Origin of the sequence: Psychrobacter sp. Arc9 (assembly GCF_041431295.1) — a bacterium.
Taxonomy (GTDB): domain Bacteria; phylum Pseudomonadota; class Gammaproteobacteria; order Pseudomonadales; family Moraxellaceae; genus Psychrobacter.
On the sequence record NZ_JASMRK010000031.1, the window covers coordinates 18231 to 30813 of the forward strand.

12 protein-coding genes and 1 tRNA gene are annotated in these 12583 nt (G+C 43.7%); 5 read left to right on the plus strand and 8 right to left on the minus strand.

Annotated features, from left to right (window positions below):
• Positions 1–87: 87 nt before the first annotated feature.
• The 4 genes from QO187_RS12310 to speB form a co-directional block, all read right to left on the minus strand.
• The gene (locus QO187_RS12310; RefSeq protein ID WP_102093377.1) at positions 88–831 is read right to left on the minus strand and encodes an MBL fold metallo-hydrolase; all 744 of its coding nucleotides are present in this window, start codon (positions 829–831) and stop codon (positions 88–90) included.
• A complete protein-coding gene (locus QO187_RS12315) occupies positions 828–1628 on the minus strand; it encodes a carbon-nitrogen hydrolase family protein (RefSeq protein WP_102093378.1) in 801 nt (266 codons plus the stop codon). The genes QO187_RS12310 and QO187_RS12315 overlap by 4 nt, the downstream gene beginning before the upstream one ends.
• Positions 1625–2971, minus strand: coding sequence for a cytosine permease (locus tag QO187_RS12320; protein WP_102093380.1), 1347 nt, complete (start codon positions 2969–2971; stop codon positions 1625–1627). The genes QO187_RS12315 and QO187_RS12320 overlap by 4 nt, the downstream gene beginning before the upstream one ends.
• Positions 2972–3121: 150 nt before the next feature.
• A complete protein-coding gene (speB, locus tag QO187_RS12325; protein WP_057760617.1) occupies positions 3122–4090 on the minus strand; it encodes an agmatinase in 969 nt (322 codons plus the stop codon).
• 208 nt (positions 4091–4298) lie between these two features.
• Between speB and QO187_RS12330 the strand changes: the two genes are divergently transcribed.
• The gene (locus tag QO187_RS12330; protein ID WP_227511139.1) at positions 4299–5201 is read left to right on the plus strand and encodes a LysR family transcriptional regulator; all 903 of its coding nucleotides are present in this window, start codon (positions 4299–4301) and stop codon (positions 5199–5201) included.
• A gap of 14 nt (positions 5202–5215) precedes the next feature.
• Here the strand turns inward: QO187_RS12330 and QO187_RS12335 are convergent, their stop codons facing one another.
• The 3 genes from QO187_RS12335 to QO187_RS12345 all read right to left on the minus strand — a co-directional run bounded on the left by QO187_RS12335 (position 5216) and on the right by QO187_RS12345 (position 9485).
• Positions 5216–7009, minus strand: a complete 1794-nt coding sequence (locus QO187_RS12335; protein ID WP_371548514.1) for a potassium/proton antiporter — start codon at positions 7007–7009, stop codon at positions 5216–5218.
• A 279-nt stretch (positions 7010–7288) separates the two neighbouring features.
• Entirely contained in the window at positions 7289–7624 is a 336-nt protein-coding gene (locus tag QO187_RS12340) for a GlpM family protein (RefSeq protein ID WP_227511140.1), read from the minus strand.
• Between the two features lie 190 nt (positions 7625–7814).
• On the minus strand, positions 7815–9485 hold the full coding sequence (locus QO187_RS12345; protein WP_102093384.1) for an alpha-keto acid decarboxylase family protein: 1671 nt from the start codon (positions 9483–9485) through the stop codon (positions 7815–7817).
• Positions 9486–9745: 260 nt separating this feature from the next.
• Here QO187_RS12345 and QO187_RS12350 point away from each other — a divergent pair.
• Positions 9746–9820: transfer RNA gene (locus QO187_RS12350), tRNA-Gly, on the plus strand.
• Between the two features lie 476 nt (positions 9821–10296).
• Here QO187_RS12350 and QO187_RS12355 read toward each other — a convergent pair.
• Positions 10297–10533 (minus strand): helix-turn-helix transcriptional regulator, encoded by a 237-nt coding sequence (locus tag QO187_RS12355; protein WP_102093385.1) that lies wholly within the window; start codon positions 10531–10533, stop codon positions 10297–10299.
• 122 nt (positions 10534–10655) lie between these two features.
• Between QO187_RS12355 and QO187_RS12360 the strand changes: the two genes are divergently transcribed.
• Genes QO187_RS12360 through QO187_RS12370 form a run of 3 tightly spaced genes read left to right on the plus strand, consistent with a single transcriptional unit; the run spans position 10656 to position 12432 of the window.
• Positions 10656–10871, plus strand: a complete 216-nt coding sequence (locus QO187_RS12360) for a hypothetical protein (protein WP_102093387.1) — start codon at positions 10656–10658, stop codon at positions 10869–10871.
• Between the two features lie 26 nt (positions 10872–10897).
• A complete protein-coding gene (locus tag QO187_RS12365; protein ID WP_102093389.1) occupies positions 10898–12142 on the plus strand; it encodes a site-specific integrase in 1245 nt (414 codons plus the stop codon).
• Positions 12139–12432, plus strand: coding sequence for a hypothetical protein (locus QO187_RS12370; protein WP_102093390.1), 294 nt, complete (start codon positions 12139–12141; stop codon positions 12430–12432). The genes QO187_RS12365 and QO187_RS12370 overlap by 4 nt, the downstream gene beginning before the upstream one ends.
• The last annotated feature ends 151 nt before the right edge of the window (positions 12433–12583 follow it).

The window sequence follows — 12583 nt, forward strand, 5'->3', positions numbered from 1 at the left end:
AGTCATCCTAAAGATTTTAATAAGTATTGGGTTAAATTTTTTATATTGGTTAATGGTTTATTTTTAATCGTTATTAAGTGCTATTCATTACAAGTCATGGTGCCGTAACCAATCATCAATCATGACGTTTAAGCGTTTACCTGAAAAGCTAGGGAAATGACCACCATGAACGATTCTCACTGGCAATGCATTTAAGCGGCGCATGCTCTTGGCGTAGTCAGACATATTGCTGTGCCACGTATCTTCAATTAATGGGCCATCATAGATAAGGTCACCAGAAATCAGCGTTTCGCTAGCAGCTTCCCACAAGGCGATACCACCTGGAGAATGGCCCGGTGTATGAATGACCTCAAATTGACGATTACCTAAGTCAATCATGTCGCCATCTTCTAGTGGCATAATTTTGGCGGGTGCAATGATTTTATAGCCGCAATGGGCATAAGGTTCGGGCGGTAGCGCGTCAAACATCTCGTCATTGACAAACATATCCGCCAATGTACGAGCATTGTCTGGTTCAGCGAGAATATGCGCTTCAGCAGAATGGACGTGACAGCAGTCAAACTCGCTCGCAGCGCCAATGTGATCAAAATGTGTATGACTGGCAACGCCAACAATATCGCGATCAGCAAGCAGAGCAACATGACGGCGCAGCGGCACTGCCCCTAATCCGAAATCTACTAACAAGTCACGCTGACTGCCGCGCACGTGCCATAGATTGCAGCGAAAAAACGGCTTGATCCACGGCTCATCGATGAGCGTGATACCATCGCTATGCACGGTAGTGCGATACCAATTTTCTGGTTTGATTCGAGGTAATGACTGCTCACTCATAAGTCAGCTCCATTAACGACATGAGTATCTTTAAGAGCACGCAGGTCCTTAAGATAATTTTGGTGCGTGCGACTTTCATCAATACGGGCGAGATCGATATCTACTATCATCGTGCCAGCGGTCAGACCAAGCCTCCCGATTACCTCGCCATCGGGATCAGCGACGATGCTATTGCCACAGTAATGAAGGGTGTCTTCTACGCCTGAGCGGTTGATACAAGCAACAAAACATTGATTGTCCATGGCACGAGCGCGAATTTGCAGTACTTGACGCTCTGCATTTGGCAACATATTTGCTGTTGGTGACAGTATGACCTCTGCCCCCGCTTGAGCTAGCTCTCTTGCCACTTCTGGGAACTCATTATCGTAGCAAATCATCAATCCTAATTTACCGAATCGAGTATCAACCACGCAGGACTTTTTACCTGCTATAAAGAACTCGTTTTCACGATCCCATAAGTGACGCTTATTATAAGTCGCAAGGTGTTGCCCATTGTCATCTAGCAGTATGGCAGAGTTGCTTAACTCATCATTAGACTGGCGCTCAGCGAGACCAAACAATAGATGCAAGTTATATTTATCAGCAAGCCTAGCTGCTTCAGTGACAATTGGACCATCGATAGTTTGCGCTAAGCGATCAAGACGCTCAAAGATGTTGTAGCCTGTGAATGCAAGCTCTGGCAACGCGATCAGATCTACTTCTGCCTCTACTGCTAGGCGACAAAGCGACTCTAAAGCTTCTAGATTAACTGTAGGTTCAGCCAGTAAAGGACTGGTTTGAGCAATCATCAATTTCATAATGATGGCTCCTTTTGAGCTGAAGTGACAGCGCTACTAGGACGAGTAAACAGAGTCGCACCTAACCAGTAAAGTCCACCAGTAATGATAAAGACAGGTAATGAAGCACCGAAAGATGGAGGCGCTATCAAAGTCCAGTATGCGGCGAGTGCTGCACCGATTAGATATGCTGCGATAGCAATCTTTGCAGTAGGACGGCCTAACTGTTTAGTAGAATCAAGCAGCTTTGCGGTATAGCCTTCTTGACCAACAAGGTAATAATCAACAATCATGACTGAAAATGCTGGGATAAATAGTGCACCTACGATCAATAAGAAGTTTTGGAATTGGTCTAAAATACCTGGTATCAGCGCCCCAAAGATAGTGACCAAACCAATGATAAGTGCAGGTTTCCAAAAGCTCATGTTAGGAGCAACGTTCATGCAGGATAGCGTTGCGCTATAGACTGCCATTACATTGGTTGTCATGACTGAAAAGAAAATAACTAGAGCAGCTGGCAAACCGAAACCAAAGTCAGCAAGCAGACGAGTCGGGTCGTAAGTCTGTTCCATACCGTTTAAGATAGAAAGCCCTGATATCGTCGCACCCAAACCCATAGCAACGATAGCCGCCATAATGTAGCCAAAGTAAGTACCCCATACGGCAATCTTTGAAGTCTTACAGTTACGGTTGTAATCGGCTGCCGAAGACATCCAAGAGAATGCAGTAGCAATAACGATATCAAACGCGATACCTAACGTAATACCATTACGTGATTCAACTGGCATCTCAAACAGGGTCGATACATCATAATGTTGGTTTAGTTGATAGAGCACGATAACGGTAAGCGCGGCCATGGCTAGTGCCGCCCAACGTTCGACCAGCTCAATACCGAGGTGACCACGTAGCACAATTAGCACCACGACTGTCTCACACAAGATCACAAATAGTGGTAGGTTGCTATAACCTGTGGTCGCCTCAATCGCGTAATTCAGACTCATGCCAGCGAGCAGCGCCTGAATACAGCTCCACGCAATGAGCACACCCATGTTTACCAATGAAATCAACTGGCTACCAAGTGGCCCATAAGCTCTACGTGTCAGAGCCATCGATGGCAAACCGGTACGTTGGCCCATCAGACCAACCAAAAGCAGTGGAATTGCACCGATTAAAGAACCAATGAGTACGGTCGTGATAGCAGTAGTAAATCGTAGATCTGGTACCAACAACATCCCAGTTAAAATGGTCGTGACTACGATATTGGCACCAAACCACAGCGCAAACGTACCAATTGAACCCAAACTGTGTCCAGCTTCATTTGGAGAGAGCGTATCTTGACCAAAAAACGAAGAAGGTTTACTCATTAGTGTCTTCCTTAACCGAGTTGTATTAATACCAGTCATTGCACTGGTGCCGATAAAGCTACTCTATGCTCCACATCTAACCAATAAGAGATTGTCAATAACCCATTCCTTTTAGGGTTATCATACGGTTATCATGTTGAGACGTAACGATTAATAAACTGCTTTAACTTTGTCGTCATAGCGTACGCCTGGCAGGATACATAGCATCTCAAACAATAAGTTCGCCGCCAATACCGAGGTATTACCAAATGGATCATACGGTGGTGATACTTCGACCAAATCCCCGCCCACCACGTCTAGACCACGCATACCGCGAATGATTTCGATGCCTTGAGTAGAAGTCAAACCACCGATTTCAGCAGTACCCGTACCTGGGGCAAATGCAGGATCAATACCGTCGATATCAAAGCTCAAATAGACAGGACCATCACCTAGCTTTTCACGTACTTCAGCCATGAGCGGTGTTAGCGACTTATACCAGCACTCCTCAGCAGGTACCACACGGAATCCTTGCTCAGTTGACCAGTCAAACTCTTCAGCGCTATAGCCTGTACCACGTAGACCAATCTGTACCACACGATTGCCATCAATTAGGTTTTCTTCGACAGCGCGGCGGAACGGCGTACCATGCGCGATTTTTTCGCCAAACATATCATCATTGATATCAGCATGAGCATCGATATGTACCATACCGACAGGGCCATGTTTTTTGGCAAGGGCACGCAGGATAGGTAACGCGATAGTATGATCGCCGCCTAGTGTTAGAGGAATCGCGCCGTGTTTGACGATTTTATCGGTATAGAATTTTTCGATGATATCAACGCTTTTTAGCAGGTTGAATGTATTGATAGGCACATCGCCGATGTCAGCGACTTGTAATGACTCAAAAGGCGCAGCACGAGTGGCCACATTGTAGGGACGAATCATTCTTGACTCATCACGAATCTGTCTAGGACCCAATCTTGCACCGCTACGGTTGGATGCACCAATATCTAAAGGTACGCCAACGAACGCCACATCTAACCCTTCAGCATCGGCTTGAGTTGGCAGACGCATCATAGAAGCGAAACCGCCAAATCTTGGCATATCATTGCCGCTTAATGGTTGATTGAATGTCATAAGTTACTTCCTTGTTCTATTTGGTTTAAGTACACAATTTGCTACATGCCATTGACAATACATAAATATAAGAGAAGGAACCATGGTAAAATTTAGAAGTAAACTTCTATTTTTTCGTAGTAAAGTGCGCTTATAGGTCACTATCAGAAGTTTATGAAAAGAAGTATCGATTAAAAGATGATATTGATTGATAAATGAGGAGCTGCTTTTGATATTGGATGAACTGATAAAGATAGACATCAAAACACTACGCAGCTTTATGGCTATCGTAGAGTGCCAAGGCGTGACGGCCGCCCAGTCGCGTTTGAATGTCACTACTTCTGTGATCAGTGGACACTTAACCCACTTAGAAGATCGCTTAGGAATGACGCTGTGTCACCGTGGTCGAGCAGGATTTAAGCTAACAGAGGACGGTGCCGCTGTTTACGAGGCATGTTTGGGCTTTACCGAATCAGTCGCCAGCTTTCAACATCAGCTGCATTATATTAAACAATTAGACTCAGTTCACGGCGGGCACATCAGGCTTTGCTTGATTGATCAAATGCCCAAGTTTTTTTATGATGCACTTAGACAACGTCTAGCCAACAGCTACCGTAATAACCCGTTAATACACTTTTCTATCGACGTACAAAGCCCTGAGAGCATGTTAGAAAAGCTCTTAAGTAATGAGAGTGACATTGGCGTGGGATACTTTGGCAGCTTTCCACCTTTACTGACCTTTAAGCCAGCATTTGTTGAAAAACAAGTGGTCTGCTGTGGTCGCGAACATAGATTATTTTACAACTCAGAAGGATTAACTTTTGAAGATTTAGAACAGAACTATCCATGGATAAAAAGAGGCTATGTGGTAGAGCACCATATCAATCATATTCGCCCCAAGACATTAAGCGCGACTACTTATCATATGGAGGCGACAGCGCAGCTTATCCTTGCAGGCCACCATGTTGGCTACTTGCCGCGTGATTTAGCGAAGCGTTATGAGGGTATGGGACTGATGAAAATACTGCTGCCTGATGAGGCAAGTTATGATGTCGAGCACCATTGGGCATATCGAGAAAATCAGCCTAAACAAGCGGCTGACTTTTTGAATAAGATGATGAACTTACTATAAAGAGAATACGAATATCACTGCACTACTACAGACGGTTGTTGATGCTTGAGACCAATGCTTCTAAGCTTACCTTTTTCACCTACTTCCTTGATGACCAGTGACCACTCATCGTTCACCACAACTGTATCGCCTGAAACGGGTGCGGTACCTAAATGTGAGGTCACATACTCAGCGACTGTCTGCTCCCACATATCTTTGGTACTGTCTGCTTCGGTCGTTTTCAGCGTTTTTACCAAAGGTTTGGCGACCATGGCTTCTGAAAAAAATGGCAAATCTCCGAGTTTTACACTGGGTGATAGCAACCAATCACCATAAAAGTCATCAATAGCCTTACGATCTAACGTTGTGTCATTAAAAATCTTAGCGATTTTGCTAGCGTGATTACCTCGCATGGCGTACCAAACACTATCACCAAATTTTATTTTCGTATTTTCATCAACGACGACGATTTGTTGACCGCGCACCAACGCAAATATACTAATCTCATCAGGGCTAATGCCTTTTGAGATTCCCATAGGATGGCGGCCAATAGCAAATGCGCCTGATTGCGCCTCAAACTCATAAAAAGTAATACTCGCCTTATCCGATACCCAAACCTCGTGTTCTTCTTTGGGATCTTTATTGGTTGGAATACGTACCTTAAATAAATTCGCCATAGTAGGAATGGTCGTGCCTTGCAAAATCAGTGACAGCACCACAACCCCAAAGGCAATATCAAACAGCATAAAGGCGTTATCTATCCCTGCCATGACGGGCAAAATCGCAAGGGTAATGGGCACCGCACCGCGCAGACCAACCCAAGAGATAAACCCAATCTCTCGATCTTTAAATTTAAATGGTTTCACACTAGTATAGACCGCGATAGGACGGGCAACGAAGATCATGAACGCCGCTATCGCCACCGAATAATGCCAGACATTAAGAACGTTTGATGGCGTGACCAATAGCCCCAATACCACAAACAACACCGCTTGCGACAGCCACGCAAAGCTGTCCATCACGCGCATGACATGCTCTGTCGAGCGCACCTTGTGGTTGCCGATTAGCACCCCTGTGAGATACACCGCCAAAAACCCACTACCGCCAATCAAGTTGGTCGCAGCAAATACCGCCAAGCCCGCTGAGAGTATCAAAATGGCATACATGCCCTCTGCCAGATGTATCTTGGGTAATAACCGAGAGAGCAAATAACCAAAGAGCAAGCCCATGCCCAATCCAAAGCTCAACTGTTGAAACAGTAAGACCAAAAAGCCAAATGCTGTCTGACCAGCAGGGTCGACGTTTAGAGCAATTAACCCCGTCACCAATAAAATGGCCAAGGGATCGTTGGCACCAGATTCTAACTCGAGCGTGGCTTGAACGCGGTCATTGAGCTTGACCCCGCCATTACGCAGTAGAGAGAATACAGCGGCCGCATCGGTTGAGCCCACAATCGCTGCCATCAATAGACCAAAACGCCAGTCGACATCGAGCAACCAAGTAACAAATACCCCGAGCACCAAAACCGTGACCAGCACGCCCCAAGTAGCCAAGGTAATCGCAGGTTTTAGACCCACTCGAAATGATTTAAAGGATGTACGTAAACCACCATCTAACAGGATACAAGCCAGCGCCGCTTGTCCCACAAAATTGGCCAGCCCATATTGAGAGAACTCAATACCCAAGATACCCTGCTCGCCTGCCAACATACCCACTATCAAAAACAGCAACAACAATGGTACGCCTAAGCGCGCCGATAATGTACTCGCCATGATACTGGCGAAAATTAGTACTGCGCCTACGAGATACAGGATATTTAAGGTATCCATTTTTTTTGAGCCCTATTTTTTATTATTAAGAATAGTAATTGATTGCGATGAGGTTTTCGTTATCTTGCTGTTAGTAGATATTACACCAGTGAGCCTATCATAAGCGGCCGTTATTCAAAATATGAATGACAATTATTTATAATGATATTAGCATCACTATCAGAACTAGCAGCCAATACTAAATTAATAAAAAAGACTTCAATAAAAAAAGTTTAAATATTAAAGTGAAGCCCATAAAATGCCATTGCTAGGCTAAAAGAGTTTACGTCTTAATACTACTTAACCTTGAATGTATTGCCATGTCAGTACTAGAATCGCAGCCGCAATCGTCCAAGCGACCACACCTAATAGCAGTGCCTTGTATAAGCTCATATAACTGATGCTAAAAAAAACCACAAAGGTATAAATCAAATGCGGTATGACACCAAGCATACTAAATATCAGCGCGACCTTTAAATCAGCGGGACTGCGCTCAGTACCAACGATAAAGTGACTGATTAACGTAAAAGTGGGGAATAGTGGCGCAAGCGCCGCCAAATAGAAAAATCGGGTTTGGGCGAACATTTGAATCGCCAGTACCATCAAGGCGCCGATAAGCATTTTTAACCAAATCACGACGGGTCCATCTCCTGTTGACTATAAAGGCTGAACGTAGCCCAATCCGCCATGATACTAAAGTCTGCAAACTGACATAAGAGCAATCGCTGATTAATTAATCCGTATGATAAAAAAATGCAAAAACCCCACTTAGCTAAGTTGCTAAATGGGGCTATTTACTTCTATTAAGTAAGCTTCTACGAATTGCTTAATCCTTTTTTGGCTTTAGTGCCGCGCTGATGTCTGCTAGCAATGGCGGTATATCATGCTTGTCTGCGATCACCTCAATCATTATAAGCTTATCGGTAGTCGCAGCAGCTTTGTCGAAAGCAGATTTTAGCTCGCCTGCCGTCTCTGCTTTGAGCAATACACTGTTTGCTTCGGTGGCGCCAAAAGCTTTTGGCATGATCTGCCAATCGCATTTAGGAATATCGTTATAATATTGATTTTCGCCATGAATGGCACGCTCTACCGTATAACCATCGTTATTGATTAGGACGATGACTGGATTGATACGCTCTTGAATCATGACCGCTAGCTCTTGGATCGTTAGCAATGCTGAACCGTCCCCAATTAATAACACACTGCGTTTATCTGGCGATGCAATTGCCGCACCCAAGCTGGCAGGTAACGTGTAGCCAATTGATCCCCACATCGGCTGCCCATATGACGTTACCCCTTCTGGCAAGCGCACATCACTGATACCAAAATAGGCCGTCCCTTGTTCAGAAAACACCAAGTTATTGTGATCTAAGCGGTCAGCGATAATATGCCATAAATCATCTTGGCGGATAGCCTCACTGTCTTTGCCTTTTTGTTCGTGCGGCTTAACTTCTTCACAGAAAGGTTTTGGTACGATGTTAATGCCAGAGGTCATCACTTCATGTAGGGCTTGCAACGCATCTTTTAGCGCAATCGGTGCAAAGTTCTTACCCCTGATAGAAGCACGCTCATAATGCAAGTCTACGACCACATCTTCATTGATATCTTGACTAAACCCTGCAGTAGTGGTATCAGTATACTGCACCCCTACTTTGATAAGGCATTCGCAGTTTTCTACCGCATCTTTGACAATTGGACGCGAAGCAACACCCGCATAAGTACCTGCCCAACGATCGCTATTTTCATCGAGTAGCGTCTTGCCCCAAGATAGCGTGGTATAAGGAATATCGGTATCAGCGATCAATGCTTTGAGCTGTGACTGTAAGCCTAAACGATGCACCATCAAATCTGCCATTAGGGTCGTGGTCTTATTTGGCAAAAAATCGGTTAGTGCTTGCTTAAAATCTGATAATGCCGCTTGGCTAGTAATGTCTTCTTGACTATCGATCAGCTTGGTCGTTGGTGGATAGATAGGCTGGCGCGCAACGTCTGGTGATAGCAATAGGTAACCTGGGCGATGCTTTTTGAGAATTAAGCGAATCACTCTATCAATTTCTGAAGCAGCATTTTCAGGAGTAAGCTGCGCTCGTGCTACCGTCACAGGTTCAACCATCTTAATAAAATGATTGAATACGCCATCACCAAGCGAATGATGAATACGGCGCTTTGAATCTTGTAGCGCTGTGCTTGGTGCACCTACGATATGCAATACCGGTGCATACTCAGCAAAAGAACCTGCAGTCGCGTTGATCGCTGACAGCTCGCCCACGCCAAAGGTCGTTACCATAGCGGCAAATCCACGCTCGCGTGCATAGCCATCGGCAGCATAGCCAGCATTTAGCTCATTGGTATTACCCACCCAGCGTAGCTTGTCAGAGGCTAGAACGTTATCCAAAAAAGTTAAATTGAAATCACCAGGTACGCCAAATATCTCAGATGCACCCGCTTCTGCGACACGATCAAACAAATAATCAGCGATGGTATATTGTTGACTCATTTTTTATCCTTATGACTTATCTTTGTAAGTATTGATAATTGTGAATGTGATTGAGGTTAAATTATAAAGTGCGTCCCAGCTTATTTATGTACTACAAAGCTTTTGGAATACATATTATAATAAACCGTTATAACATATATCTACGGCCAGAAGACACGCCTGTTTTAATAACTTTAATTTTTTTCGTCATAGGTGTTGACACCTAAAAAAAACTGCGTATAATACGCCTTCATCAACTGACGATAGTTAATTGATAATTAGCGGGAATAGCTCAGTGGTAGAGCATAACCTTGCCAAGGTTGGGGTCGAGAGTTCGAATCTCTTTTCCCGCTCCAAATACTTAAAAAGCCTCACTTAACAGTGAGGCTTTTTTTTGTCCAATTTTCAAGGGCTGTAGAAGATATTTCGAAATATATTTTCTAATTCAGTTAAGTCTAGCTACTCAATCAAAAAGCCCGTTTTCGGTGCGGTGCCCATTTGGTGCCCAAACCGTGCCCTGCCCTAAAACTGCGTATGCGTATCTGACCACAACCTAGCTATTTTTGGTTCAAAAATCATCATGATACCTAACCTAGTAAATTTGGCACTATGCTAACTTTTGAACCCAACCTCAATTCAGGAAAAAACGTGTTTCTCAGAGGTATAATTTTTCTAAAATGCATTTTGGTTTTATAACATCTAAGATTAATTGTCGTTTAAACAGTGATGACCACAACCTAATATTTGAAAAAAATTGGGACGAGTAGAATATTTATCGGCGCTAAGTTTGATGATTTTCAAAACACTCCAAAGAACTATTCTATTAAGCATTCTAACTTTCTTCTGAACCCCATTCCTCACAAACTTCATCTTCTTCATAGAGGATAATATCGCCGGGTGTGCAATCTAAAAGCTTACAAAGCTCATTTAATGAATCAAAGTCTATTCTAGTGACTTCATTATTGTACATTCGATACAAAGTAGATCTTCCTAGTTTAGACATCCTGTCAGCATCAGCTACACGGATGCCTCTTTGTGCAAATAAAACAGGTAAATTGAGCTTAATCATTTATAAAATCCCTAAAGTGATAAAAAAGTGCTTGCAAGTGATAATATTTATAGATAATATGTACTAATTAGTGATAACTAATCATTCACTAATAGTAAATTTATTTCACATGGAGAACTATTATGTCACAGACTTATCTCACTACTCAAGAATTAGCCGACCGTATCAAATACGATGCACGTACTATCCGTAACCAACTTAAGGACACTGTTTTGATTGAAAACATCCATTACATTCGTCCTTTTGGCGGTCGCAAGATTTTGTACGTTTGGGAGCGTATCGAAGAGGATATGTGCAAGCCGGTTATGAGTGTCATCAACGGTATGGCTTTACAGTAAGTTTTATTTAAACAAGGAGTCAAATAATGGCGTCAATAAGATCGAGACGTGGCAAGCTATTCGTAGATTTTCGATATATGAATATGCGTTGCCGTGAGACGACTAATCTCACAGACACTCCAGCTAATCGAAAGAAGCTGGCTAAAATTATCGAAAAAATGGAAGCAGAAATTACCCTAGGCATCTTTGACTATGCTGCTTACTTTCCAAAAAGTGAACGAGCACAGGAGATGATGGCACTGGCTGATAGAGCCGAAGCTTGTATCAGTCGCAATCCAACCTTTAGGCAGTTTGTCGATATTTGGTATGAGGAGAAGAAGATTGAATGGCGACCGAGCTATCGGCAAAAGATACAGATTATTCTAGATAAGTATCTCTTACCTGAGTTTGGTGGTAAAGCGGTACATGCTATAAAAAAATCAGACTTGCTGACCTTCCGTAGCTCCCTCGCCAAAGTTCGTTACGGTAAAGATGGTCAGTCAAGTCTGTCAGTAGCACGAATCAATCAGATTATGATACTACTTCGTATGATACTAGAAGAAGCGTCTGATCGCCATGAGTTTGAGATGCCTTATAAAAATATTAAGAATCTTAAACAAACTCGTCCGGATGTAAACCCGTTTACATTGAGTGAGGTATGGCTGTTTTTAAAGCATGTTCGAGCTGACTATAAGCCCTACTACACTATTCGCTTCTTTACAGGAATGCGTACCAGTGAAATAGATGGGCTGAAGTGGGATTGCATTAATTTTGATCGCCGTGAGATCAGTATAAGAGAGGCATTAGTTAATGGTGAGATGGGTCCAACAAAGACATTAGGCTCACAGCGTGATATTGCAATATCACAGTTAGTCTACGATGCTTTGCTAGAGCAGAAAGCACGCACCTATGGTAAGTCAGAGTTCGTATTCTGCAACTCACAGGGCAATCCGATGGAGTACCGTAATGTGAATAGACGGGTATGGAAACCCACCCTTGCCCTACTTGGGCTGAAACACCGGCGTGCTTATCAGACTCGGCACACGGCAGCGACGCTTTGGCTGGCTGCTGGTGAGAATCCTGAGTGGATAGCACGGCAAATGGGTCACAGCAGTACGGAGATGCTGTTTAGGGTGTATAGCCGCTATGTGCCTGATATCACCCGTCAGGATGGCTCAGCGATGGATAACTTGCTACTTGCGAGCAAAGAGAAGTTAACTAGCGTATCGAATAGCTCTGACACTGAAGCACTTATCAGGAATAAACAAACTGATAAGGAGACGTCACTATGACAATTATCAATTATGAAGAGCTGTTTGGTGAGTTTAAACCTGATGGCGCAATCAGTGAAGATGCGAATGAGATTGCTAATGCATTGATGCGTGAGTTGTACATTTCATCGGGTTATAACCTAGCACGCTTCTTGGGAGTAAAGCGGTGCTTTAATAATGATATGGCAATGCGTGTGTGGGTGCAGAAGCGCTTAGACTCGAGTCTTGGTTATGTGATTGAGGATATGCGTTGTCAGCTTCAGAGCGAGCTTTATGAGCTATTACCGCACTCTGACTATGTCGGTTACTAAGGAGAAAGTGATGAGTGTAAAACTTCAGCCGAATATGACGCAGAGCCCATATGATATCAAAATATGTGAGGATTTGAACCGCCCCGGGATTGTCGGAGACTCAATTTTCTGAGAGAATATGACAATGAAAACACGAAATTATACCCCTGAA